Genomic DNA, 24364 nt, shown 5'->3' on the forward strand with positions numbered 1-24364 from the left:
GCAGAGCGCAGCGATGAAAAGGAGCGGCGCCGATGACCCGACAACCCCGAGTCGCGGTGATCATGGGCAGCGACAGCGACTGGTCGGTGATGACCGCGGCCGCCGAGGCGCTGGCCGAGTTCGACATCCCCTTCGAGGTGCGGGTCGTTTCGGCGCACCGCACGCCCGCGCTGATGCTGGACTACGCCCGCGGCGCCGCCGACCGCGGCATCCAGGTGATCATCGCCGGCGCCGGAGGCGCCGCCCACCTGCCGGGAATGGTCGCCGCCGCCACGCCGCTGCCGGTCATCGGGGTGCCGGTGCCGCTGGCCCATCTCGACGGCCTCGACTCGCTGTTGTCGATCGTGCAGATGCCGGCCGGCGTGCCGGTGGCCACGGTCGCTATCGGGGGTGCCCGCAACGCGGGTCTGCTGGCGGTGCGCATGCTGGGGTCCGCGGACCCCGGGCTGCGCACGCGGATGCTGGCCTTCCAGGAGCGGTTGGCGGAGACGGTACGGGCTAAGGACAACTCGCTTCAAGGTAAAGTTACCGGCGAATAGCCAGCGGCGACGCCGCCCATCGGGTAAACCCGAGGGCACTGCGGGTGCCGGGGAAGCCGGGTGATCGGGCACAGCGAGGAGGCCGAGGTGGGTAAGTGGGCCGGAAACCCGTCGTTCGATCTGTTCCAACTGCCCGAGGAGCACGAGCATTTGCGGGCGGCGGTGCGTGCGCTGGCGGAAAAAGAGATCGCCCCGTACGCCGCCGACGTCGACGAGCGCTCCCGATTTCCCGAGGAGGCGCTGGCCGCGCTTAACGCTTCGGGGTTCAACGCCGTCCACGTTCCCGAGGAGTACGGCGGGCAGGGGGCGGATGCGGTCGCGACCTGCATCGTGATCGAGGAAGTGGCACGCGTGGACGCCTCGGCGTCGTTGATCCCGGCCGTGAACAAGCTGGGCACCATGGGCTTGTTGCTCAGCGGTTCCGAGGAGCTGAAGCGACAGGTGCTGCCGGCGGTGGCGTCCGGAGAAGCGCTGGCGTCGTATGCGCTGTCCGAACGCGGATCGGGCAGCGACGCGGTGGCTATGCGCACCCGCGCCAGGCCCGACGGAGACTCCTGGGTGCTCAACGGGTCCAAATGCTGGATCACCAATGGCGGCAAGTCGACTTGGTACACGGTCATGGCGGTGACAGACCCGGACATGGAGGCCAACGGGATCTCGGCGTTCATGGTGCACAAGGACGACGAGGGGTTTTCGGTTGGCCCCAAGGAACGCAAGCTCGGCATAAAAGGCTCACCGACCACGGAGTTGTACTTCGAGAATTGCCGCATCCCGGGGGATCGGATCATCGGCGAGCCCGGCACCGGGTTTAAGACCGCGCTGAAGACGCTGGATCACACCCGCCCGACGATCGGCGCCCAAGCGGTGGGTATCGCCCAGGGCGCGCTGGATGCCGCGATCGCCTACACCAAGGAGCGCAAGCAGTTCGGCCAGCCGATCAGCGATTTTCAGGGTGTGCGGTTCATGCTCGCCGACATGGCGATGAAGCTGGAGGCGGCCCGGCTCATGGTGTACACGGCCGCCGCCCGCGCCGAACGCGGCGAGACCGGGCTCGGTTTCATCTCGGCGGCCTCGAAATGCTTTGCCTCCGACGTCGCGATGGAGGTCACCACCGACGCCGTGCAGCTGTTCGGTGGCTATGGCTACACCCGCGACTTCCCGGTCGAGCGGATGATGCGCGACGCCAAGATCACCCAGATTTACGAGGGAACCAACCAGATTCAGCGTGTGGTGATGTCCCGGGCGCTACTGCGCTGACGTGGCCTCCGGGGTGGTGAGGAACTCGCCGTTGTGTTGGCCCGCGGCGGGAGGCGGGTCGGTCACCGCCGCGGTGAACGTGGTGTAGCGCGCGGGGGTGCGAATCACGGTAACCGCTTCCTGGCCACCGCCAACTTTCAGGGCCAGCTTGTTTTCCGCAAACAGCGGGGTGGCGACGACCTGTTTCCAGGTGTAGGGCAGGCACGCCATTATCCCGTTGCGGCACAGCAAGTCAACCCATTCGGAAGCGGTCCTGGTGAGTAGTGTCGCCTCCAATTCGTCGGTCAACTCGGCGTAGTGGATCGCTCGCGATCGCTGATCGGCGAACCGCGCGTCGTCGAGAAGGTCGCAGCGGCCGAGGACCCGGCACAGCAGCACCCAATGTTTGGGCACGTAGGCGCTGATGACGACATACCCGTCTGCGGCGCGAAAGGCACCTGAAGGTTGCGCCGCAAACCCCACCGTCTTGCGGCCCGCGGCGCGCGACACCGGTTGATCGCCGGGCGGGTTCAGATGCACCGTCAACTGGCTGGCTTGCAGTCCCACCGCCACGTCATACATTGCGACGCTGATGACGTCGGCCACGCCGTGGCGTTCCCGGTTGAGCAGGGCGGCCAGCACCGCCTGGGCCAACACGTGACCGCTGGCATTGTCGACGAGCTGAAACGGGATGAGTTGCGGTCGGCCGTCCGGGGTGCGCATCCCGGAGGTCATGCCGGCTTCGGCCGCCACCGTCAAGTCGATGCCCGGCCGGCTGCCGTGCGGGCCGTTACCGCCGTAGGCCGAGAGCCGCGCATAAATCAGTTTGGGGTTGCGTGCCTGCACGTCGGCGGGGCCCAAGCCGAGCTTTTCCATCACCCCGGGGCGGAACGCCTCAAGGATCACGTCCGCGGTGTCGGCGAGCCGCAGGATCTGCTGCTTGGCTTCTTCGGCGCCAAGATCGACCATCACCGATTTCTTGCCGCGATTATTGGGAAGAAAATACGCGGGCAGCGACGGGCGCCCGGGAAGGACCGAGGTGAGGTGGCGGGCGGCCTCCCCGCCGGGCGCCTCGATCTTGATGACCTCGGCGCCCAGGTCGGCAAGTACCTGTCCGGCCAGCGGCCCGGCCACGTTCTGGGTGAAATCCAACACCCGAAACCCCTGAAGAGGCTTGGGGCCATCGCCGTCGGGCATCTGCGGCCCTTTCCCTAGCGCGCGCCGTCCTTGGTGTGCAGTACCGCGGTGCAGTAGTAGTTGTCGGCGTAGTACGCCCCACCGTCTTGGGTTTGCGGCACCGGTAATCCGTTGTCGGCCAACAGTTGGCCCTGCGATATGCGCACCGTGCTCCAATGGTGGCCCGCCAGGTAGCTCACCACATCGTTACGTTCCCCGGAAAACCACAGGTCGTCGAGTTCCACGTCGAGACCGTGCTCGTACCACTTCCGGGTGGCCGCCCGCAGGATTTGCTGGTTGCCAGGGGAATTCCCGAAGACCTCGGCAACCAGCCGGCTGCCGGCGGCGCTGAGTTCGGTGATGTTGTCCAGCAAGCGGTCCTGGGCTTCGGGAGGCAGGAACGCCAGCAGGCCTTCGACGACCCACGCGGTGGGCCGCGTCGTGTCGAACCCGGCCTCGCGCAGCGCCGTCGGCCAATCGTGGCGCAGATCGATCGGTACCGTCCGCAGGTCGACGGTCGGCTCGGCGCCGAGTTCGGCGAGCGCGGCGGTCTTGAACTCGATCACCCGCGGTTGGTCGATCTCGAACAGCGTCATGCCGTCCGGCCAGGGGAGTCGATAGCCGCGGGTGTCCAGACCCGAAGCCACGATCACCGCCTGGCGGATTCCGGCCGCGACGGCGTCCGACAGGAACGTGTCGATGAAACGGGTGCGCGCGGCCAGCACGTCGGTCATCCGCTGCATCCCCCACGGCAAGTCGGGAATGTCAACGTCGACCGACTCGAGTTCGCCGGTGGCCCACCGGGTGAAAAAGTCGATGCCGACCGCCCGGACCAGGGGCTCGGCAAACCGGTCTTCGATGAGCGGATGCTCAGCTCGGGTGGCGCGGGCCCGGCCCGCGGCCACCATCGTCGCGGTGGCCCCCACGCTGGTTGCCAAATCCCAGGTGTCGTTTTCGGTGCGTACCATCGCCGCCAGTGTAACGGCAGACGCGGCGCAATCGCCCGCGGCGAATGCGCGCCCGATCGAGAGACCCCCGTCAGCCGACCGTTCGCCGGGGAAGCGCCACCGGCGATTGCGGATTCGGCGATTATGGATTCAGACGGAGAAGGAGCGCCGGTGACCGACTTGGACCTGCGGAAAAATCTCGTGACGCGCGTCAACGTGGGCGACATGCTGACCCGTACCGCTTGGCGACTGCCTGGGAAAGAGGCCGTGATCGACGGCCCGCGCCGGCTGACCTATGGCGAGCTGAACGCCGCCGTGAATCGGCTGGCCAACGCGCTGCTGACCGCGGGTTACCACCGCGGCGATGTGCTCGCCCTGGCGTGTGGTAACAGCGTCGAGTTCTTGCTCACCTATTACGCGTGTGCCAAAACCGGTGTGGTGTGTGTGCCGATCAATCTCGCGTGGGGACCGTCCGAGACGGCCTACGTGCTGGGGCACTGCGGCGCCAAAGGAATACTTGTGGAAAGCCAATTGGCCGAGCTCGTCGGTGCGGCGCTCGACCGCCTCGAACATCGCACGGTGACCGATGTGATCGTCGCACCCGGTACCGGCAGGCAATGGGGATCCACCGGTTCGTGCCACTGGCGGGCACTGGGCGAGTTCGTCGGCGACGCCACCGACGCCGAGCCGGAATGCTTCGTCGCCGACCGGGACCCCATCACCTACCTCTACACCAGCGGCACGACGTCGGCCCCCAAGGGGGTGGTGAGCAGCCACCTCGCGGTCTACCTGGAGTCGCTCACGGCCCCTTTGGTGTTGGGTCTTGGTGCCCAGGACCGCGCGGCGGTGATGATGCCGCTGTTTCACACCGCTCAACTCAACGGGTTCACCACCGCTTTGATCTACGTCGGTGGCACCGCGGTGTTGATGCGGGCGTTCGACCCGGCCGCGCTGTTGGCGACCATCGAGGCCGAGCGCCTCACGCAGATCTTCGGGCTGCCGATGATGTACCGCGCGATGATGGATCACCCCGATATCACCGCACGCGACCTGTCGAGCCTGCGCCTGGCGCTGTATGCGATGGCACCGATGCCCGACACCGACCTGCGCAGGGCCATGGAGGTTTTCGGCTGCCGGTTCGCGCTCGGTTTCGGCCAGACCGAGATGAACCCGCTGACCACCGTCTTTCCGCCCGAGTATCAGCTGTCGCACGCGGGCTCCGTCGGCCTGCCGGTTCCCAATGTTCAGGTGGGGATCATGGACGATGCCGGCCGGCTGCTGCCCGGCGGCCAGCCCGGCGAGATCGTCTACCGTGGCCCGCACGCGATGGAGGGCTACCTGCGCGACCCGGAGGCCACCGCCGAGGCATTCGCGCATGGCTGGTTTCATTCCGGCGACATCGGCCGCTTCGATGCCGACGGGCTGCTGTGGTTCACCGACCGCAAGAAGGACGTGATCAAGACCGGGGGTGAGAACGTGGCCTCCATTGAAGTCGAGAAGGCGCTCTATGAGGCAGAGCCCCGGATCCAGGAGGTGGTCGTGGTGGGAGTGCCGCATGAACGCTGGACCGAGGCCATCGTGGCGATCGTCACCCCCAAGCCGGACACCCGGCTCACCGAGGAGGACGTGCTGGCTGCGGCCCGCCACCGACTGTCGGGGTTCAAGGTGCCCAAGGCGGTGATCTTCACCGACAAGATGCCCCGCACCGCGACGGGCAAGGTGCAAAAGAACCTGCTACGGGAGCAGTACCAAGACTTTTTCTTTCCAGGACTAAACGGAGGGGGAGGTCGGTGTCCACTGCGCCGGTCGCGGTCCCGGCGCCCGGGGACGTGTCGACCGACGTGGCGTGGATCGGTTCCCGGCTGTTTCACGGGTCGGGCGGTGGTGCCATCTCGCGAAAACTGCGGTGCGCGTAGACGATCGGTGAGGCCTCACCCAGACGAACGTGCCGCACCAAGCCGAGCAGGATGGTGTGGTCGCCGGCTTCAATCCGCTGTGCGGTCTCGCAGTCGACGGTGGCCACCGCGTCAACGAGCGCCGGACAGCCCAGGGCGGTGTCGGTGAATGATGCGCCCGCAAACTTGTCGGCGCCCTTGCAGGCGAATCTGCGCGCCAGGGCGCGGTGCTGTACGCCGAGAATGTTGACCGCGAACGCTCGCGTTGCCAGGAAGGCCGGGTGACAGTCGGCGGTGCGATCCAGACACGTCAGGACCAGCGGTGGAGCCACGGACACCGCGGTGAATGCGGTGGCGGTGAAGCCCCGTGGGCGGCCGTCGGCAGCCAAGGTGGTGACCAGGGTCACCCCGCTGGGAAAGCGGCTCATCGCCTCGCGGAACAGCGCTTGGGTCACTGCGGTGTCTTGGCCGACGGTCATCGTGGCGCCCGGTAGACGTCGTCGGGCAGATCCTCGGGCAGATCGAGGAGAGGACCGAGCTTATCCCGCTTGCTGCGCAGGTAGCGAAGGTTATCTGCGGTGACGCCGCAGCGCGGCGCTACCCTGTCGAGGCCGTAACCGGGCGGACCGGGCGGACCGGTGTACTTCGCGGGAGTGAGCGGCATGTCACGGTGCTCGGCAAATCGCTGCAGGATCCGAGACATCGTCGGTTACTCGAAGCAGTGGGGGGCGTGGCCGAATTCCGCCCAGTCTTGCGGATCGTGGGTGATCCACACCGTGGCGTCGGCGCTGTCGCGCAACAATTGCAGCCGCCGGATGGAGCGCAGCGACTGCTCGGTGTTCGCGTCGTAGGGCATCGGCACCACGGCTTCGAGGGCCTCACGCAGATGCACCGTGTCGCCGGTGAGGATGAAATTGCGACTGGGCAGGCGCACCAGCAGGCTCAGCTCCCCGGGGGTGTGGCCGGGCGTGAACAGGATCACGACGCTGCCGTCACCGAACACGTCGTGGTCTACCCCCGGGATCTCCCGCCACCGGAACCGCCGGGCGGCGTCGATGTCCGCTTGCCGGAAGAACGCCGCGCCTGCGGGGTCGGGCCAGTACGCGTAGCGGATATCTCCCTGCCCGACGAAGAACTCGGCCTGCGGGAACAGATACAAACCGCCGCTGTGATCGAAGTGGGTGTGCGAGACGATCACGTATTTGACATCCGACGTCGCATAACCCAGCGCCTGCAGCTGACGGTCGATCGCCTGCTCGGGACTGAAGCGCAACCCGAGCAGCCCGGCGAGTTCCCCGTAGACGCCTTCGGGGTCGGTCGCCGCCGCCGGGACCAGGCCGGTGTCGAACAGCACCAGCCCTTTGGGGTGCTCGATGAGGTAGGCGGGCATGGGGATGGTGCACTCGCCGGAGGCGCCGACCATGAGAATCGACTTATCGAGGGTGAACGTCGGCGAATCCAGCGCCCACAGGCGCTTTGCCGTGCCGAACGCGGTCATTGGCGGGGCATCGTCGTCAGGTCCCGGCCACCGCCGGCACGGCGACATCCAGGTTCACCGAGCTGTCTTGGCGCGCCGGGCTGCCGCCGCATTCCTTGCGCAGCACCGGCATGATCTCCTCGGCGAAGTACTGCATCTGCGCCTCGATCTCCTCGCCGGCGAAGCCCCCGAGCTCAAACCAGGCGTTGAACATGAAGTCCTCATAGCCGCACTGGTCTTTGACCTTCATGATGGTGTCGATCACGTAGTCCTTGGAGCCGTGGATGGCGACCTCCTTTTGGCGCAGCAGGTCCGCGGTGACCTTCATGTTCAGGTCGTACATGGGCTCGTCGGCCTCGGCCAGCACTGCGGCGAACCCGAACGGCCCGTAGTAATCCCACTGCAGCTCCATTCCGCGTGCGGCGCGATCCAGATCGCCCAGCCCCTTGTCGACCACATGGATGTAGCGGCAGGTCACCACGCCGCGGCGCTTCTCGGCATCCCAGCCGTGTTTGAACTGCCCGCGGCCCTGGCGGTCCGGCCATCCCGCTTTCTCCGCAGCGTCGTAGTACAACTCGATGTTCTTACGCAGCCGCGAGTTCGGTTCGACAATGAAGTAGCCATTGATGCCGTGCTCGGCTGCCCACTTGATGGAGCGGGAGCTGGTCAGCGGCTCCCAGATCTGGGGGTAGGGCTTCTGCAGCGGCTGCGGGTAGACGGGAAACTCCAGCAGCTTGGTGGTGGTCGCCTGGACCGGGTTGCCGCCCGAGTACATGTCCGGCGGCCCCAGCTTGAGCACCTGCTCCAACGACCGGCCCACGCCCGGACGGCTGAAATAGGCGATCGTCTGCTTGTGATTCCACTTGGTGTAGGACGGCGGCAGCGACAGGAATTCGCCGTGGTGGCTGAAGGAGTCCTGGGTCCAGGCCTTGATGATGGTCTCGTAGGCCTCTTCGTAGTAGGCGCGGTTGCGTTCCTGGTCCTGGATGGTCGACCCATAGGTCCATCCGAAGGTTTCGTTCTCCCGCGGCTGATAGCCGCGGCCGATGCCGAACTCCAGGCGCCCCCCGCTGATCACGTCGAGCATCGCGGCTTGCTCGGCGATCCGCACCGGGTGCCACCAGGTGATGATGTTCGCCGCTTGTGCCAGCCGGATCCGCTTGGTCCGAGACGCGATCGCCGCCTCGCTGAGCAGCGGATTCGGCGACAGTTCCGCGCCTTCGGGCTGGAAGTGGTGCTCGGTTTGAAACCAGTAGTCATAGCCGAGCTGGTCGGCGAGAATGCCTTGCCGCACCTGGTTGACGATGGTTCGCTGGGCGGCGGCATGGGTCTCGGCCAGCGTGCCGTCGTTGACGGTGACCGACACCCCGTCCACGTCCACCGCGACCCCGGGCAGGTCGGATGCACCGTTGTGGAAGACCCCGATCTCGATCATCTCGCTCCTTATCGTTGTGGGTCTCGGCCGCGCCGGACCGCGTCAGCGTTAGCTTGCTCCCGGTATCGGCTGATGATGCGTCCCGAAACGGGACACCGAGAGAAACGGCGGCCGCCGAAGCGGGTCGGGTTACGTTCAGTCATCGCGGCCTTGCCCGGGGGGTCGGTGCGCGGGGTGGGCGTGCGGGTGGCCGGGGTGCGGCGGGCGGCCATGTCCGTGGTCATGGCGTACCGGCTCACCGGCCGCAGCCCCGTGCTCGCGCAGCGTTTGCTCCTGGCGCTGCAGTTCGCGTTCCAGTCGCCGGTTGTCGCGGCGGGCGCGGGCCACCCAGGCGCGCGCCGCCGGGGGCGTCAGGTGGCACAACCCGGGCACGTCGGGATACTCACGGCAGGACGGCGCCCGGTCACCGGAACCGTCCGCCGCGGGCGGCCGGGCGACACCGCCGAGGCTCACCGGGCGGTAGCACCGCCGCGCCGGAGCGCCGCAGGCCGGGCAGGGCATCACGCTCGGCGGTGGTGTCGCGACGAGCCGCTCCACCCGGCCGGAGCAGGTCGTGCAGCGGTAGTCCACCAGGATCACCGGGCCGGCACCTCCCCGGCGGGGGCGCGCAGCGCCGCGCGAGCGGCCGGATCGGCGAACCGGGCGCGCAGCGCCTTCTTGTCGAATTTGCCGACCCCGGTCTTGGGAATCTCCGGCAGCAACAGGACCTCGTCGGGTATCCACCATTTGGGTAGGCGGTCGGCCAGATACGCCCTGAGTTCCGGCTCGGTCAGCACATCCCTGGCGACAACACAGGCCAGTGGACGTTCCAGCCACCGGGGGTGCGGCACCGCCACCACCGCCGCCTCGATCACCGCCGGGTGGGCCATCAAGGCGTTCTCCAATGCCACCGAGGAGATCCACTCGCCGCCGCTTTTGATCAAGTCCTTGGCCCGGTCGGTCAGGCGCACGTACCCGTCCGGGTCGATGGTTCCGACGTCACCGGTGTAAAACCAGCCGTCGCGAAAACTCTCTGAGCTGCGGGGATCGTCAAAATACTCGCGGGCAACCCAGGGTGAACGCAGCAGAAATTCGCCCACGTGGGTGCCGTCCCACGGCAGTTCCCGGCCGGCCTCGTCGACGAGCCTGATCTCGCACAACGGCAGCGGCAGCCCTTGGGCGGCGCGAACCGCGTCCCGCTCATCCTCGGCAAGATCGCGGTGCTTTTCCTTCAGCTCGGTGAAGGTCACCAACGGCGAGGCCTCGGTCATGCCCCAGCCCTGGGCCACGCTGACCCCGTGCACGTCGCGCCACCAGCGCATCAGGCCGGTAGGTGGTGCTTGTCCGCCCAGCCACAGCACCTGCAGCGAAGAGAGGTCATAGGCTCGCCCGGCCGACAGCAGCTCATCGCGCATCATCACCCCGACCGTGACCGCGCCGACGGCATGGGTGACCCGACACGCCTCGATCAGCTCGAGGTAATCGCGTGCCTGCGGGTGCGGGCCGGGCAGCACCAGGGTGGTGCCCTGCAACGCGGCCGCATACGGGATGCCCCAGCTGTTGGCGTGAAACATCGGGCTGATGGCCAGGAAGGTGGCGTCTTCGCGCACGCCGATCGACCCGTGCACGCACAACCCCAACGTGTGCAAAACCAGGCTGCGGTGGCTGTACACCACGGCCTTGGGATCACCGGTGGTGCCGGAGGTGTAGCACACGGCCGCGGCGGTGTTCTCGTTGAATTCCGGTGCACCGCCATCGCCGCGACCCGCGGCCAGCAGGTCCTCGTATCCGTAAACCGGGCACAGCCGGGTCTCGGGGACCCTGGGCGCCATCACGACGTAGGCCCGCACCCCGGGCAGCTGCGGTGCCAGCCGCTCGGCCAGGGGGATCTGATCGGGCTCCAGCAAAAGCACCCGGTCCCCGGCGTGGTTGATGGTGTAGCGAATCTGCTCGGGAGGCAGCCTCAGGTTCACGGTGTGCAGCACCGCGCCCATGCAGGGCACCCCGAAATAGGCCTCGTAGTGCCGGTAGGTGTTCCACGCCAGAGTGCCCACCCGGTCGCCGGCACGCACACCCAGCGCCGCCAGCGCCTCACCGAGCCGGCGAACGCGATCCGCGAACTCCGCGTAGCTGTAGCGGTGGATGCCCTCGCCGGTGCGCGCAATGACCGGTTTGTCGCCGAAGACGTGCTCGGCGCGCCACAGCAGCCGGTGGACCAGCAGCTGGTGGTCCATCATCAGTGCGCGCATGTGTGCGCCCTTCCGCTCTCCTCCCGCGAAGCGGAGTCCACGGCATACGCCATAACCAGGCACTTCGGCTGCCACGCGAACCGTCGCCATTCTGGCATCAGCGGAAGCCATTCTGGCATCAGCGGAATCAGAAAGCGTGTCTCAAAACGGCACATCGTTGCCCCGGTCGATACGGGAAACTCACTGTAACGTGGCTCACATACCGAGATAAGCGGAGGATCCAGGTGGCGGTTGCACGGGCATCAACCAGCCATGCCGCGATGGAGAGCGCGAAAGCCCGGTTGATCAACGGAGAGCCGATCAGCCACAGCGTTCGCGACGAAATCCTCACCTCGTGGCGTCGCTCCCGAATGCTCGGGGCTGATCCGGACCGGTTTGCGCTGCCATACCGGCCCGAGTTCGACGCGCAGAGCCCGCTGCTGCGTGCCGCGATTCCCGTTGTCGATCGGCTGGCCACCCTGCTGGCGGACACCAACACCGCGATCATCCTGTCCGACCCGCTCGGCCGCATCGTGGCCCGCCGGGTGGGTCAGGGCGCCCTGATGCGCCACCTCGACCGGGTGTGCGCGGCCGAGGGTTTCGTCTACGCCGAGGACATCGTCGGCACCAACGGCCTGGGCACCGCGGTGGAAATCGGCCGGGCGATCCAGGTGGTCGGACCGGAGCACTTCGCCGAGCGGCTGGCGGAGCTGACCTGTGTCGGCGTGCCCATCCTCGATCCGCTCACCCGACGACTGGTGGGCGTGATCGATTTGACCTGTCACGTGCGCGACACCAACGGTTTGCTTCGCCCCCTGGTGGAACAAGCCAGCCGGGACATCAGCGAGCGGCTGTATCACCAGCGCAGCCTGGACGAGCAGGCGTTGCTGCAGCATTTCCTGCAAGCCGGCCACACCAGTTCGCAGGCGCTGGTCGCCATCAACCAGCGGATCATGATCGCCAACGCGCGGGCGTCCCGCCTGCTCGCCGGCGTCGAACACGCCCTGCTGTGGGAACAGGCGGGCCGGATGATGACGATCGGCACCGGTGGCGAACACGACCTCGCGTTTCCGGGTGAGACGGGTTTGCGGGTGCGGGCCAGGGCGATCCAGGAGGCCGGCACACCGATCGGTGCGCTGCTGGAGATCCGGGAGATGGCACAGCCGCCGGGTCCGCGACCGACGGGCGACGACGGCGCCGACGAGCTTCCCGGTGTGGCCGGTCGCAGCGCCGCGTGGCGAGGATGCTGTCGGCTTGCCCGCGACGCCGCGCGCCGCGGCGCCTCGCTGGTCCTGTCGGGCGAGCCCGGGGTGGGCAAGTTCACCGTGGCCAAGGCGCTGCACGAGACGGTGCACCCGGGGGCCGCACTGGTGGTGGCCGACGCGGCCGCGGTGGCCGTCGAGGGCCCGTCGCCGTGGTTGTCCCGGCTGCGTCACCAGGTCGCCGGCCCGCCGCACGGGACCCTGATCGTCCGCAACGTGGATGTGCTGGAACCGGCGCTGGTGCGCGGCTTGCGCGCACTGGCGCAGGATCTTCCCGCGGGTGGGTGGCTGTTCATCGCGACCGCGACCGGCCTCGGTGACTGTGATCCGCTAACAACGTTTCTCGACGCGGTGCGGGTCGAGGTGCCGACGTTGCGGGAACGGCCCGAGGATCTGCCGCCGCTGGTCGCCGCGCTGGCAACGCGCCAGGCGCGGCGCACCGGGCGGCGGCGCGAGTTCAGCAGCGAGGTACTGCAGGCCTTCCAACGGCTGTACTGGCCGGGCAACGTCGCCCAGCTGGCCGAGCTTGTCGAGACCCTGACCTCGGGTGCGCAACCCGGTCCGGTCCGCCTGACCGAAGTTCCAGCCGACCTGCTGCGCGCGGCGACTCGCCGCCCCGTCAGCCGCTTCGAGCGCGCCGAAGTCGACGCGATCCTGGCCGCGCTGCACGAAACCGGGGGCAACAAGAAAGCGGCGGCGCAACGCCTGGGGATCTCACGCTCCCGCCTGTATCGCAAGTTGCACAGCGTCGGCATCGATATCGACCACGCGTTTTACTGAGCGTTTTACCCGAGAGCCTGGTTGGCGCTGCGGCCCGATCACCTCACTGGGCGGTGTAACCGCCGTCGATGACGAGTTCGGAGCCGGTGACGAATGAGGACTCGTCCGATGCGAGAAACAGGGCCCCGTAGGCAACCTCCTCGGGTTTCCCGGCCCGGCCCAGCGGGGTGGCCCGAATTAACGGGGGCAGCGCGTCGGGCGGCACTTGCTCGTCGATCATCGGGGTGGCGATGACACCGGGGTGCACGGAGTTGACCCGGATGCCCTGCGGGGCGTACTGGATCGCGGCGGTCTTGGTCAGCAGCCGAACGGCGCCCTTGGTGCCTTGGTATGCGGTCGCGGCGCCGCTGCCGATGAGGCCATAGATCGACGAGACATTGACGATCGAGCCGCCCCCTGCCCGGCGCATCGCCGGCACGCAGGTCTTCATGCCCAGCCACACACCGGTCTGGTTGACCGCGATGATGGTGTTCCACAACGCCAGGTCGGTGTCTTCGACCCCCGCCATGCTCAGGATTCCCGCGTTGTTGACCAGGACGTCCAGCTTCCCGTAGCGGTTCTCGGCCTGCGTGACCGCGTTCGTCCAGTCGCTTTCACGAGTCACGTCGAGGCGCATCGCGTAGACCTCGCGGTTGCTGCCAGCCAACTCGTCGCGAAGAGCGTACACGTCATCTTCCCGCACATCGCCGATCACTAACCGGGCGCCCTCGGCGGCGAACAAGCGGGCCTCCGCGGCGCCCTGCCCGCGGGCGGCCCCGGTGATCAACGCCACCTTGCCCTGGAGTCTGTCGGCCACCGGGACCCGCCCTTCCGCTCGCGCCTTCGAAAACCGTTCATCGCGCAGTATGCCCGCTGCGGAGGCCGGGGAGGTGTCGCGTTTCGGGACGCACCCTGGATTGCGGGCGACGCCCGCTCGGCGCGGCCCTCGGAAGCGCGCCGGGGTTACCGCTAGCATCACGGGGATGACCCACCCCGTCGGGAACCGCGCCCGTCACGCCGGAGACACCTGCTGCGACGACGATTCACCGCAGTCCGGCCGGGAAGCGGCATGGCACCGGCTCGCCCGGTGGGCGCGACGGCTGGCCTGGGTGAGCCTGGCCGCGATGCTCACCGAAGGCGCCGTGGGGTTGTGGCAGGGCTTGGCGGTGGGATCCATCGCACTGACCGGCTGGGCGCTGGGCAGTGCGCCCGAGGCGCTGGCCAGCGCCATGGTGATCTGGCGGTTCAGCGGGGTGCGCACCCTCTCCGCGACCTCCGAACGACGGGCCCAGCGCGGTGTCGCGCTGTCGTTTTGGCTGACGGCCCCCTACATCGCCGCCGAATCCGTCCGGGATCTGTTCGGTGCGCACCGCGCCGAGACCTCGCGGATCGGCATCGCCGTGACCGGCATTGCGCTGGTGTTGATGCCGGTCCTCGGCCGGGCCAAACGCAACCTCGCGCTGCGGTTGGGCTCGCCGGCCACCGCCGGCGAGGCCACCCAGAATTATCTGTGCGCCGCCCAGGCCGCCGCGGTTCTGGTCGGTCTTTCACTCTCCGCCGCCTGGCCCGGCGGCCGGTGGTGCGATCCGGTGATCGGTCTGGGCATCGCCGCCGTCGCGGCCTGGCAGGGCATCCGGTCGTGGCGGGGCGAAGACTGCGGATGCTGAATCATCACCGTCAGCACCCGGGCTGTCGGCGTGGCCCCGCGCACCGGGCGCCGCCGGCGATCGCCCCTGCTGGTCGAGGCGGTAGCGGATCAGCCGGGAGCTGTTGGCCACCACGGCCACCGAGGAGGCGTTATGCAGGATCGCCGCCAGCACCGGTGACAGCGCGCCCCCGGCGCCGATCAGCAGTCCGGCGGCGTTGACCGCGATGGACATGGCGTAGTTCTGCCGGATCACGTCCACGGCCCGGGCACCCAGGTCGCGCACGTCGAGCAGGCGCTGCAGATCGTCGTTGGCCAACGCGACATCGGCGGTCTCGACGGCGACGTCGGTTCCGGCCAGCCCCATGGCGATCCCGATGTCGGCGGCCGCCAGCGCGGGCGCGTCGTTGATCCCGTCGCCGACCATCCCGACGACGTGACCCTGCTGCTGCAACGCGCGCACCACTTCGAGTTTGTCCTCGGGCAGCACCTCCGCGCGCCACTCGTCGATGCCCAGCTCCCCGGCGACCGCCTCAGCGGTCTGGGGGTGATCACCGGTGAGCATGACGATGCGGCGGATGCCGGTGTCCCGCAACTTCTTCAGCACGTCGACGGCCTCAGGCCGCACTTCGTCGCGCAGGCTGATCAGGCCGACCAGCGTGCCGTCGACGGCGAGCAACAGCGGGGTCTCGGCTTGGCGTCGCAGCTTGTGCACCCACTCGGCCGCCTGCGGGGACACCTCGACGTTTTCGGCCTGCAACAGCGAGGGGCTGCCCAGCAGCAAGGTCCGGCCGTCGGCCCAGGTCCGCATGCCCAGACCCACCAGCACCTCGCATTCCTCGTGCGGCGGAATGCTGATGCGGCGTTCCTCGGTCGAGCGGATCACCGCTTCGGCCAGCGGATGGCGGGAGTGGATCTCCGAGCTGGCCGCATAGGCCAGCACCTGCTCGGGTTCCCAATCCTCATGCATGGCAACGATATTCGTTACCACTGGGCGCCCGACGGTGAGCGTGCCGGTTTTGTCGAACACGATCGCGTCCACCTGGCCGGCTTGTTCCAGGTGTGACCCGCCCTTGATCAGGATGCCGCGGCGGGCGCCGTTGCCGATCGCCGCGCTGATCGCGGTCGGGGTAGCCAGCCCCACCGCGCACGGGCAGGCGATGAGCAGCATCGTCATCGCGCGCCGGACATCCCCGGTGACCGCCAGGGTGAGCACGGAAACGATGAACGACGTGGGCACGAAACGCCGGGAGAAGTTCTCGCCGACGGTTTGAATCGGCGCCCGGTCGTGCTGGGCCTCTTCGACGCGGGCGATGATGCGGCCGATCGCGGTGTGCCGGCCCACCGCTCGGGCCCGCACCACCAGGCGGCCGCGCACCACCACCGAACCGGCGTGCACCGTCGCTCCGGGGAGGATGCTGACGGGCAGGGTCTCCCCGGTGATCGCCGACTGGTCGACAACCGCCTCACCGTCGACCACCTCGCCGTCGACCGGGATCGCCACGTGATCGTGCACCACCACCTCGTCGCCGATGCGCACCGAGTCGATCGGCACCTGGATCTCGTCTCCGCCGTCCAGGCGAATCCACGCCGTGTCGGCGCTGCCGCGCAGCAACTCCGAGATGGCCCGCCGGGTGCGTCGCAAGGTCAGGTCCTGCAGGTACTCGCCGATATTGAGCAGCCACAGCACCGTGAGCGCGACCACGTTCTCGCGCAGCACCAGGCTGGCCACCGTCGCCGCGGACACCAGGGCATCGGTGCCCGCCCGGCCGGAGCGAATCGAGCGCAAGGCGCCGCGCAGGAACGGATAGCCGGTGAACACCGTGACGCCGGTGGCAACCAGTCGGCCGGTCGGGCCCAACAGCGGCGGCCGACCGAACACGTAGCGGCGCACCCCGAGCAGCGCCAGCGCCGCCCCGCCGGCGACCATGCGCAGTACGTCGGCGTTGCGGATCTCGGCCGAATGCGGGGCGCGCGCCGGGATCAGGTCGACGGGAACGTCAGCGGCCGCGCGGATCGCCGCCAGCACCCCGGCGCGATCGCAGCGTTTCGGCGAATACCACACCACGACGGACCCGGTACGCGGATAGCCATGCACCGCGCGCACGCCGGGTTGCTTGGCCACCGAGTCCTCGACGGCCACGGCGCGACGGGCATCGCCGGACACCCACGCAACCCGGACCCGCATCCGTCCGGCGGCATCCGAAATAACCTGCAGGGCAGGACCCCTCGCGATAGTCATGTCACCGGTTCCAGGTCACCGGATCAGTGTTCGTGCCGCTCGGTGTCGCCGAGGGCCGGGGCCGGCACCTCTTCCCCGATGCGTTCTCGGGCTTCGGCCATCACGTCGGCCAGCTTCAGCCGGGCCGATTCCGCCGCCTCCTCGGCCCGCCGGGTCCCCCGCAGCCCCCATTCCGCGGCGGTGACGGCGGCTTGGTGGAAGGGAACTTTGGTCACCGCCTTGCGCAGCGCCTCATAGCCGGCCGCCCCGATCACCCCGGTGAGCGCCAGCGTGGCCGTTTTCGCGACAAGCCCGTGCATCGCCATTGTTTAACCTTCCTCCCGTGCTGCCTCGTCGGCGCGACCGCCGTCTGGGTGCCAGATTAACATAGAAATATTGCTATATCAACATGAATCTGAACGGCTATCGGTCGCGATCATCCGACGCGGGTGCTATTTTCCTGGTTAGCTTCGTTCGGCGAGTGGGTCTGGTCCGGACGCCAAGTGGGTGTGCCGTCGCGGTGCTGCGGCGATCGGAACCTGGCCAAGGTGTGGGGTATGCGTTCGGGGCGCGATGGGTCCAGGCGGCCTCGCGGTTCGCGGGCTGGTGGGCGAAAGCGGATGTGGGGGAGGCTGTTTCGGCTACGCGGAAGGGTTGCTGCCAATGCCGGTCCCGATGCCGCCCACCGACGCGTTGTTTTTGGCCGCCGAGACACCGAAGCGGCCGATGCACGTCGGCGCACTGGCATTGCTGAGCGGACCCGAGGGCGGCCACCCGCACCACGTGCGGGAGATGTTCGCCGCCGCGCTGGCGCGTGAGCGGGTAGCGCCGCTGTGGCGGCGGCGCCCGCGTCGCTCACTGACTTCGCTCGGACAGTGGTACTGGCACACCGACACCACCGCCGACCTGTCCTACCACGTACGGCTGAGCGCGTTGCCGCGCAACGCCGGGATGGCCGGGTTGTGGGATTTGGTGGCAGAGCTTCATTCGGAGATGCTGGACCGGTCCCGCCCGCTGTGGCAATTGCACCTGATCGAGGGCCTGGGCGACCAGCGGTACGGGCTGTACGTCAAGACCCACCACGCGATGGCCGACGGTGTCTCGGCGATGGGCCTGCTGCAGCGAACCGTCAGCGCCGACCCGGATCGGCGCGGCATGCCCGCGATGTGGGAGATCGCCGGTCACGCCCGATCGTCGGATACCACGGCGACCGCGGGCAGGGCCGGTGGCTTAAGCGCCGCACGTCGGGTGATGGAAACCGCCGAAGAGTGGGCCGGCATGGTGCCCGCCATGGCCGACACCGCCTGGCGGGCGCTGCGCGGCCGCGGTGGCCCGCTGAGCCTGGCCGCACCACATACCCCCCTGAACGTGTCGATGAGCAATTCCCGGGTCGTCGCCGGTTGCACCTTCCCGATCGAGCGGCTGCGGCTGGTGGCCAAGCACGCCGACGCCACCCTCAACGACGTCGTGCTCGCCATGTGCTCGGGTGCGCTGCGGCGTTATCTGCTCGCCCGCGAGGCTTTGCCGGCCGCGCCGCTGGTGGCGATGGTGCCGGTCTCGCTGCGGGAGGCGGAGAATTCCGGGGCGCCAGGCGACGTTCCCGGCAACAAGATCGGGACGTTGATGTGCTCACTGGGCACGCATCTGGCCGATCCGGCCGAGCGGCTGGCGGCGGTGCAGGCGAGCATGCGCGACGGCAAGGCCGCACTCGCACGCCGCAGCCCGTTACAGGTGCTGGCGATGAGCGCGGTGGGCGCCGTCCCGCTCGCGCTCGCGATGGTGCTGGGCCGTGCGCCCGGGGTGCCGCCGCCACCGAACGTCATGATTTCCAATGTTCCCGGCCCGGTGGGACCGCTGTACTGGAACGGCGCTCGCCTGGAAGCGCTCTACCCGGTGTCGGTTCCCGTCGACGGGCAGACCCTCAACATCACCTGCACCAGCCTCGACGGCCAGATGTCGTTCGGCCTGACCGGCTGCCGCCGCGCCGTACCGCAGATCGGCACGCTGGCCGACCTGCTGGGCCGCGAGCTGGATGTGCTGGACGCCTTCCACCGGCTCCCGGAAGCCCGCCGCGAGCGACACCACGATCGGCGGCCTCGCCGGCGGCCGAGTTCGCCGCGATCCGGCCAGGCCCCGGCGATGCGTTCGTCGTCGCGGTCCGGACCGCAGCGGCCGCTCGGGCCGCGGTAAACGCCGCCGGGCGCGCCCGGGCTTGGCTCAGGCCAGGACGCGGGTGATCTTCTCGGCCTCGATCCTGCGCGGCAACGCCGAGGGGTCGGGGTTGACGACCTGCACCAGCGAGGCGCCGATCGCCAGGACGGCCAGCACATTGTCCACCAGGTCGCCGGGCCGGTCCCAGGACATGGTGGATAACACCCGGTCGGCTGGTGTCAAAGCCCTGGCCGCCGCGGAGTTTTCACAGGCGGTCAGGACCTCGCCGACCGATCGACCGGCCAGTGCCGGGCCGGGATGGGGTTCGGGGATGATCCGGTCGGCGTGCACCCGAACAGCGGTGGCGTAGTCGGTGACGCCGACCGGCAGATCGGGAGCCGGCCGCCCGAACGGATCCAGCGAGAGCACCGCCACCTCGCCGCCGGCACCGACGGCCGCCTCCGCAGCGTGGACCCGATCAGCGGTGCACAACGCGACCTCGGCGGGGCCGCCGAACACGACCTGTGCGCCGATCCACCAGATACCGAACAACACCGCCGCGGTCTGCCAGTGCGCCGGCAGCAGCACGGCGACCCGGCTGGTCCTCCCGGCGCCCAGTTCGTCGCGCAACAGGTTGCCGGTCTTGGCGGCCCAGTTGGCCAGGGTGGCCGCGGACAGCTCGATGCGCTCGCCGGCAGCGTCGTCGTAGTAGGTGATGCGCGGTCCCACCGGGTCGGCGCGCAGCATCGGGCCCAGGATCGCGTCGGTGAGCGTGGTCAGTTCACACACTCCGGGTGCTCGGAGCCGGCGGTCAGAATCGGCGACGGCGGGGGAGCGCCGGTGTCGCCCGGACCCTGCTGCGACGCGGCCGGCTTCGCCGCGGCGGTGCCCTCAAGACCGGATCCGGGGCCGGTGTAGTCGTTGGAGAGCACCACCCGAACGGATCCGGGCGGCACCGACGGATCGGCGATGACGGGCAAGCCGCCGAGGTCTTTAGACACCGCCTGCGCGCCCAGGTCGTCGGTCTTAGCGGCCCGCACCTGGCTAGCGGTCACATGCCCGGTTTCGTTGTTGGCGACGGTGCCCGCGGTAAACCCTTTGGCGGTCAACACCTCTGACACCGCAGCGGCCAATCCGTTGATGTCGGTGTCATTGAACACGTTGGCGGTGGTCTTGCTGGGCGTGTAGGTCAACTCTTCGGTTTTGCCCTGATCCTGGGCACGCAGCAAGCCGGCGACCCAGTCGCGAACCTGGTTGGGATCCACCCGCACCACGCTGTGCATGCCGTCATCGCTCCAGCCGGCTTCATCGAGCACCGGAATGGTGGCGAAGGCGATATTGCCGGCGGCCAGCTTCTGCAACTGCTGCACGAAATCCATGATGTCCCACCCGGAGGAGATCACCACCGACCGTTGGATGGCCTGCTGCAGCCGGTTCAGCGTGGCGGGGTGTGACAGCGTCTTGCCGGAGATGACCTTATGGGCGAGTGCGGCCATCACCGCCTGCTGGCGCACCACCCGATCCAGGTCGCCGCGGGGCAAATCGTGGCGCTGGCGGACAAAGCTCAATGCCTGGGGGCCGTTGAGCTTTTGCCAGCCCGCCGGAAAGTCGGCACCCGAAAATGGCTCGTACACCGGTTCTTTGAGGCACACGTCGACACCGCCGAGGGCATCGGTGATCAGGGCGAAGCCCAGCAGGCCGATCTCGGCATAGTGGTCGACGGTCACCCCGGTCAGGTCGGCGACCGTTTCGATCAGGGCCTCCCGGCCGGCCTCCGTACCCCGCGCCTCGGCCTCCGCCGGCGCCACGCCCGACTTGACGAGGCCGGCCCGCTTGTCCTCCCTGACTTGCCCGTAAACCCCGTTGATCTTGGTCTTGCCCAGACCCGGTGCCTGGACATAGGTGTCGCGCGGAATCGAGATCGCGGTGGCCGATTTTCCGTTGTTGGGGATGCGAATCAAGATGATGGTGTCGGTGTTGGTGACGACGTCGTCACCCGCGCGCAGCGCGGCCAACTCCTCGGCGGACAGCGGGTTGCCGTGGGCGTCGGTGCGGCTGTCCATGCCGACCAGCAAGATGTCGATCGCACCGTCGTCGCCGCCACGGCCCAGCGAGGGGGCGAACATGTGATAGATGCCGTCTTCGAAGGTGTGGAGCTTGCTCCACGCGACCCCGGTGCCGAGCACCACGGTGACGGCCGCCGCGGTGGCGACCATACGGCTCACTCGCTGAACATCCATCACTTTAGATTACTTCCGCTACAGCCCCATCGTGGGGACGAGGGTCCGGCGTGCCAGACTCAACCCGTGCAGAGCGAAGCGCTGCGCTGGGGGTGCCTGCCGGTCGCAAGCGAGGGCGGCCGCGGATGAGCCCGCCGGCCAGGATCGTGATCACCGGCGCCGGCGGGCAGGTCGGGAGGTTTTTGGCGGCGGCGGCCGCCGACCGGGGCGGCGACGTGCTGGCGCTGACCTCAGCGCAGTGGGATATCACCGACCCGGCCGCCGCCGAGCGCATCGTGCAGACCGGCGACGTGGTGATCAACTGTGCGGCCTACACCGACGTCGACGCCGCCGAGAGCGAGGCGGTCAGGGCGTATGCGGTCAACGCGACCGGCCCGCGGTATCTGGCGCGCGCCTGCGCGCGCGCCGGCGCCCGGCTGATCCACGTTTCCACCGACTATGTGTTCAGCGGCGAGTTCGGCGGCCGGCCGCCGCGCCCCTATGAGCCCGGCGACCAGACCGGTCCGGTGAATGCCTACGGGCGCACCAAGCTCGCCGGCGAATCGGCCGTTCTGGCGGCATGTCCGGACGCCACCGTGGTGCGCACCGCCTGGGTCTACACCGGGGGGGCCGGCAACGACTTCGTCGCCACCATGCGCCGGCTGGCCGCCGGCGACGGCGTCGTGGAGGTGGTCGATGACCAAACCGGCTCACCGACCTACGTCGCGGATCTGGCCGCGGCGCTGCTGGAGGTGGCCGACGGGCGGGTTGGGCGGGCGCCGGCGGGCATCATGCACATCGCCAACGACGGGGCGGTCACCCGCTACGGTCTCGCCCGCGCGGTGTTCGAGGAGCTGGGGGCCGACCCGCGGCGGGTGTTGCCGGTCTCCAGCGACCACAAGCCGCGGCCGGCGCGCCGACCGCGCTACTCCGCGTTGTCACCCCGGCTGTCGGTGCAGGCCGGTCTCTCGCCGCTTCGGCCATGGCGGGATGCGGTGGCCCGGGCATTGTCCGCGGCGCAGTCCCCGCGACCGTTACCCTCGACGCGTGAGTGACATTCTGCCGGTGGTGACGGTGACCTACTCCCCGGGGCCGCACCTGGAGCGTTTTCTGGCATCGCTGTCACTGGCCACCGAGCGGCCGGTGCGGGTGCTGCTGGCAGACAACGGCTCCACCGACGGGGCCCCGCAGGAGGCGGTGGCGCGCTACCCCGATGTGCGGCTGTTCCACACCGGGGCCAACCTCGGTTACGGAACGGCGGTGAACCGTGCGATCCTCCAGCTCGCCAAAGACGGCGAGGTCAGCGACGAGTGGGTCATCGTGGCCAACCCGGACGTGCAGTGGGGGCCGGGCAGCATCGACGCGCTGCTGGACGCCGCCGCCCGCTGGCCCCGCGCGGCCACCCTGGGCCCGCTGATCCGGGAGCCCGACGGCTCGGTGTACCCCTCGGCGCGCCAGCTGCCCAGCCTGATCCGCGGGGGCATGCACGCGGTGCTCGGACCGATCTGGCGCGACAACCCGTGGTCGACGGCTTACCGCCAGCAGCGCCTGGAGCCCAGCGAGCGCCCGGTGGGCTGGTTGTCGGGTTCGTGTCTGCTGGTGCGCCGCGCGGCCTTCGACCAGGTCGGCGGCTTTGACGAGCGTTATTTTTTGTACTTCGAGGACGTCGACCTCGGCGACCGGCTGGCCAAAGCGGGTTGGTTGAACGTCTATGTGCCGTCCGCTGAGGTGCTGCACCACAAGGGTCATGTCACCCGGCGCGATCCGGCCGGCAACCTGGCGGCCCATCACAGCAGCACCTATATCTTCCTCGCCGACCGGCATTCCGGTTGGTGGCGCGCGCCGCTGCGATGGACGATGCGGGCCGGATTGCTGGCACGCTCGCGGTGGATGGTGCGCCGGTCGCGGCGCGCACAGGCAGAAGGGCGGCGGACACGGTGACCCACCCCGAGGTCGATGCGGTGGTCTTAGTCGGCGGCAAGGGCACCCGGCTGCGGCCGCTGACCCTGTCGGCGCCCAAGCCGATGCTGCCGATCGCCGGGGTGCCGCTGCTAACGCACCTGCTGTCGCGAATCGCGGCGGCCGGTATCGAGCACGTGGTGCTGGGCACGTCTGATCGGCCGGCGGTGTTCGAGGCGGAATTCGGTGATGGGTCCAAGCTGGGTTTGCAAATCGAATACCTGACCGAGGAGCACCCGTTGGGAACCGGCGGCGCCATCGCCAACGTCGCGGGGCAACTGCGTTACGACACCGTGATGGTGTTCAACGGCGACGTGCTCTCGGGCGTGGATCTGGGTCGGCTGCTCGAGTACCACCGCGACAGCCGGGCCGATGTCACTTTGCACCTCACCCGGGTTTCTGACCCCCGGGCATTCGGCTGTGTGCCCACCGAGAACGGCCGGGTCACCGCATTTCTCGAAAAGACCGAGGACCCGCCGACCGACCAGATCAATGCGGGTTGCTATGTCTTCTCCCGCGAGATCATCGGCCGCATTCCCCGGGGCCGGGAGGTCTCGGTGGAGCGCGAGGTGTTTCCGGCGCTGCTGTCCGCGGGGGTCAAGATCTGCGGCTATGTGGACGGCAGCTACTGGCGGGACATGGGCACGCCGGAGGACTTCGTGCGGGGTTCTGCGGATTTGGTGCGTGGCATTGCCCTGTCTCCGGCCCTGCACGGTCACCACGGTGAGAAGTTGGTGCACGACGGGGCGGCGGTGTCCCCGGGGGCGGTGCTCATCGGCGGGACGGTCGTCGGGCGGGGCGCCGAGATCGGCCCCGGTGTCCGGTTGGACGGTGCGGTCATCTTCGACGGCGTGCGGGTCGAGGCCGGCAGCGTGATCGAGCGGTCGATCATCGGCTTCGGGGCTCGTATCGGCCCGCGGGCACTGATCCGGGACGGTGTGATCGGCGACGGCGCCGATATCGGCGCCCGCTGTGAGCTGCTGCGTGGTGCCCGGGTGTGGCCCGGGGTCGTTATTCCCGACGGCGGTATCCGCTACTCCAGCGACGTCTGAGTCGCCCGGGAGACCGGGTAGGCCAGCGCGTCGTCGCTGCCCGGCGGCAACGACTCCACCGGCCACCAGCGCAGATTCATCGACTCGCGGCTGATCGCGATCTGCGCCCCGGGCGGCGCGTGGGCCGTGAACTGCGGGTCCAGGTGGCGGGTCGAAAGGCCCGGTGAGCAGCTGACCGGGGCAC

General features: G+C 68.8%; 20 protein-coding genes and 3 pseudogenes. 9 read left to right on the forward strand and 14 right to left on the reverse strand.

The window, feature by feature from the left end; genetic code table 11:
- Positions 1–32 precede the first annotated feature (32 nt).
- Together purE and QJR12_RS11195 are read left to right on the forward strand one after the other, a co-directional pair.
- Complete coding sequence (purE, locus tag QJR12_RS11190; RefSeq protein ID WP_300581993.1) at positions 33–539, forward strand: 5-(carboxyamino)imidazole ribonucleotide mutase; 507 nt, start codon at positions 33–35, stop codon at positions 537–539.
- 87 nt (positions 540–626) lie between these two features.
- Entirely contained in the window at positions 627–1796 is a 1170-nt protein-coding gene (locus QJR12_RS11195; RefSeq protein WP_300582438.1) for an acyl-CoA dehydrogenase, read from the forward strand.
- On the opposite strand, the gene QJR12_RS11200 is transcribed toward QJR12_RS11195, so the two are convergent.
- A complete protein-coding gene (locus tag QJR12_RS11200; RefSeq protein ID WP_300581995.1) occupies positions 1785–2972 on the reverse strand; it encodes a CoA transferase in 1188 nt (395 codons plus the stop codon). The genes QJR12_RS11195 and QJR12_RS11200 overlap by 12 nt on opposite strands.
- A gap of 14 nt (positions 2973–2986) precedes the next feature.
- Positions 2987–3919: a class I SAM-dependent methyltransferase gene (locus tag QJR12_RS11205; RefSeq protein ID WP_300581998.1), complete on the reverse strand. Its 933-nt coding sequence runs from the start codon at positions 3917–3919 to the stop codon at positions 2987–2989.
- Between the two features lie 204 nt (positions 3920–4123).
- Between QJR12_RS11205 and QJR12_RS11210 the strand changes: the two genes are divergently transcribed.
- A complete protein-coding gene (locus QJR12_RS11210; protein ID WP_300582441.1) occupies positions 4124–5962 on the forward strand; it encodes an AMP-binding protein in 1839 nt (612 codons plus the stop codon).
- Here the strand turns inward: QJR12_RS11210 and QJR12_RS11215 are convergent.
- The 6 genes and pseudogenes from QJR12_RS11215 to QJR12_RS11240 all read right to left on the reverse strand — a co-directional run.
- Positions 5850–6272 (reverse strand): annotated as a pseudogene (locus QJR12_RS11215) (flavin reductase family protein); the annotation flags it as partial. The gene QJR12_RS11210 and the pseudogene QJR12_RS11215 overlap by 113 nt on opposite strands.
- A complete protein-coding gene (locus tag QJR12_RS11220; protein WP_300582000.1) occupies positions 6269–6496 on the reverse strand; it encodes a hypothetical protein in 228 nt (75 codons plus the stop codon). The gene QJR12_RS11220 and the pseudogene QJR12_RS11215, both read right to left, overlap by 4 nt.
- A gap of 6 nt (positions 6497–6502) precedes the next feature.
- Positions 6503–7291 (reverse strand): N-acyl homoserine lactonase family protein, encoded by a 789-nt coding sequence (locus QJR12_RS11225; RefSeq protein WP_300582003.1) that lies wholly within the window; start codon positions 7289–7291, stop codon positions 6503–6505.
- 16 nt (positions 7292–7307) lie between these two features.
- Positions 7308–8705, reverse strand: a complete 1398-nt coding sequence (locus QJR12_RS11230; RefSeq protein ID WP_300582006.1) for an LLM class flavin-dependent oxidoreductase — start codon at positions 8703–8705, stop codon at positions 7308–7310.
- A gap of 135 nt (positions 8706–8840) precedes the next feature.
- Positions 8841–9284, reverse strand: coding sequence for a zinc ribbon domain-containing protein (locus tag QJR12_RS11235; protein WP_300582009.1), 444 nt, complete (start codon positions 9282–9284; stop codon positions 8841–8843).
- On the reverse strand, positions 9281–10933 hold the full coding sequence (locus QJR12_RS11240; protein ID WP_300582012.1) for a long-chain fatty acid--CoA ligase: 1653 nt from the start codon (positions 10931–10933) through the stop codon (positions 9281–9283). Before QJR12_RS11240 ends, QJR12_RS11235 begins: the two co-directional genes overlap by 4 nt.
- A gap of 260 nt (positions 10934–11193) precedes the next feature.
- On the opposite strand from QJR12_RS11240, the gene QJR12_RS11245 reads away from it, so the two are divergent.
- A complete protein-coding gene (locus QJR12_RS11245) occupies positions 11194–12954 on the forward strand; it encodes a helix-turn-helix domain-containing protein (protein WP_300582015.1) in 1761 nt (586 codons plus the stop codon).
- A gap of 43 nt (positions 12955–12997) precedes the next feature.
- On the opposite strand, the gene QJR12_RS11250 is transcribed toward QJR12_RS11245, so the two are convergent.
- Entirely contained in the window at positions 12998–13750 is a 753-nt protein-coding gene (locus QJR12_RS11250; protein ID WP_300582018.1) for a glucose 1-dehydrogenase, read from the reverse strand.
- A gap of 166 nt (positions 13751–13916) precedes the next feature.
- On the opposite strand from QJR12_RS11250, the gene QJR12_RS11255 reads away from it, so the two are divergent.
- Entirely contained in the window at positions 13917–14600 is a 684-nt protein-coding gene (locus QJR12_RS11255) for a cation transporter (RefSeq protein ID WP_300582021.1), read from the forward strand.
- 69 nt (positions 14601–14669) lie between these two features.
- Here QJR12_RS11255 and ctpC read toward each other — a convergent pair.
- Positions 14670–16820: pseudogene (gene ctpC / locus QJR12_RS11260) on the reverse strand (manganese-exporting P-type ATPase CtpC); the annotation flags it as partial.
- A gap of 23 nt (positions 16821–16843) precedes the next feature.
- On the reverse strand, positions 16844–17125 hold the full coding sequence (locus QJR12_RS11265; protein ID WP_300582024.1) for a DUF1490 family protein: 282 nt from the start codon (positions 17123–17125) through the stop codon (positions 16844–16846).
- A 337-nt stretch (positions 17126–17462) separates the two neighbouring features.
- Here QJR12_RS11265 and QJR12_RS11270 point away from each other — a divergent pair, with 337 nt between their 5' ends.
- Positions 17463–18989: a wax ester/triacylglycerol synthase family O-acyltransferase gene (locus tag QJR12_RS11270; protein ID WP_300582026.1), complete on the forward strand. Its 1527-nt coding sequence runs from the start codon at positions 17463–17465 to the stop codon at positions 18987–18989.
- 27 nt (positions 18990–19016) lie between these two features.
- Here the strand turns inward: QJR12_RS11270 and QJR12_RS11275 are convergent, their stop codons facing one another.
- Positions 19017–19739: a TIGR03089 family protein gene (locus tag QJR12_RS11275; RefSeq protein ID WP_300582029.1), complete on the reverse strand. Its 723-nt coding sequence runs from the start codon at positions 19737–19739 to the stop codon at positions 19017–19019.
- Positions 19727–21190, reverse strand: coding sequence for an LCP family protein (locus QJR12_RS11280; protein WP_300582032.1), 1464 nt, complete (start codon positions 21188–21190; stop codon positions 19727–19729). Before QJR12_RS11280 ends, QJR12_RS11275 begins: the two co-directional genes overlap by 13 nt.
- A 125-nt stretch (positions 21191–21315) precedes the next feature.
- Here QJR12_RS11280 and rfbD point away from each other — a divergent pair, with 125 nt between their 5' ends.
- Genes rfbD through QJR12_RS11295 form a run of 3 tightly spaced genes read left to right on the forward strand, consistent with a single transcriptional unit; the run spans position 21316 to position 24180 of the window.
- The gene (gene rfbD / locus QJR12_RS11285) at positions 21316–22224 is read left to right on the forward strand and encodes a dTDP-4-dehydrorhamnose reductase (RefSeq protein WP_300582035.1); all 909 of its coding nucleotides are present in this window, start codon (positions 21316–21318) and stop codon (positions 22222–22224) included.
- 10 nt (positions 22225–22234) lie between these two features.
- A complete protein-coding gene (locus QJR12_RS11290) occupies positions 22235–23110 on the forward strand; it encodes a glycosyltransferase family 2 protein (protein ID WP_300582444.1) in 876 nt (291 codons plus the stop codon).
- Positions 23107–24180 (forward strand): NDP-sugar synthase, encoded by a 1074-nt coding sequence (locus QJR12_RS11295; protein ID WP_300582038.1) that lies wholly within the window; start codon positions 23107–23109, stop codon positions 24178–24180. The genes QJR12_RS11290 and QJR12_RS11295 overlap by 4 nt, the downstream gene beginning before the upstream one ends.
- Here the strand turns inward: QJR12_RS11295 and QJR12_RS11300 are convergent.
- Positions 24162–24359 (reverse strand): annotated as a pseudogene (locus QJR12_RS11300) (NUDIX hydrolase); the annotation flags it as partial. The gene QJR12_RS11295 and the pseudogene QJR12_RS11300 sit on opposite strands and share 19 nt — an antisense overlap.
- Between the last annotated feature and the right edge of the window lie 5 nt (positions 24360–24364).

The sequence above is a fragment of the Mycobacterium sp. genome, from assembly GCF_029961025.1.
GTDB lineage: Bacteria > Actinomycetota > Actinomycetes > Mycobacteriales > Mycobacteriaceae > Mycobacterium.

Excerpts from the sequence above, each read along its gene's own strand:
- purE (WP_300581993.1), top strand. The coding sequence starts at position 33 with ATGACCCGACAACCCCGAGTCGCGGTGATCATGGGCAGCGACAGCGAC.
- QJR12_RS11200 (WP_300581995.1), bottom strand. The coding sequence starts at position 2,972 with ATGCCCGACGGCGATGGCCCCAAGCCTCTTCAGGGGTTTCGGGTGTTG.
- QJR12_RS11205 (WP_300581998.1), bottom strand. The coding sequence starts at position 3,919 with ATGGTACGCACCGAAAACGACACCTGGGATTTGGCAACCAGCGTGGGG.
- QJR12_RS11210 (WP_300582441.1), top strand. The coding sequence starts at position 4,124 with ATGCTGACCCGTACCGCTTGGCGACTGCCTGGGAAAGAGGCCGTGATC.
- QJR12_RS11220 (WP_300582000.1), bottom strand. The coding sequence starts at position 6,496 with ATGTCTCGGATCCTGCAGCGATTTGCCGAGCACCGTGACATGCCGCTC.
- QJR12_RS11225 (WP_300582003.1), bottom strand. The coding sequence starts at position 7,291 with ATGACCGCGTTCGGCACGGCAAAGCGCCTGTGGGCGCTGGATTCGCCG.
- QJR12_RS11230 (WP_300582006.1), bottom strand. The coding sequence starts at position 8,705 with ATGATCGAGATCGGGGTCTTCCACAACGGTGCATCCGACCTGCCCGGG.
- QJR12_RS11240 (WP_300582012.1), bottom strand. The coding sequence starts at position 10,933 with ATGCGCGCACTGATGATGGACCACCAGCTGCTGGTCCACCGGCTGCTG.
- QJR12_RS11245 (WP_300582015.1), top strand. The coding sequence starts at position 11,194 with ATGGAGAGCGCGAAAGCCCGGTTGATCAACGGAGAGCCGATCAGCCAC.
- QJR12_RS11255 (WP_300582021.1), top strand. The coding sequence starts at position 13,917 with ATGACCCACCCCGTCGGGAACCGCGCCCGTCACGCCGGAGACACCTGC.
- QJR12_RS11265 (WP_300582024.1), bottom strand. The coding sequence starts at position 17,125 with ATGGCGATGCACGGGCTTGTCGCGAAAACGGCCACGCTGGCGCTCACC.
- QJR12_RS11270 (WP_300582026.1), top strand. The coding sequence starts at position 17,463 with ATGCCGGTCCCGATGCCGCCCACCGACGCGTTGTTTTTGGCCGCCGAG.
- QJR12_RS11280 (WP_300582032.1), bottom strand. The coding sequence starts at position 21,190 with ATGGATGTTCAGCGAGTGAGCCGTATGGTCGCCACCGCGGCGGCCGTC.
- rfbD (WP_300582035.1), top strand. The coding sequence starts at position 21,316 with ATGAGCCCGCCGGCCAGGATCGTGATCACCGGCGCCGGCGGGCAGGTC.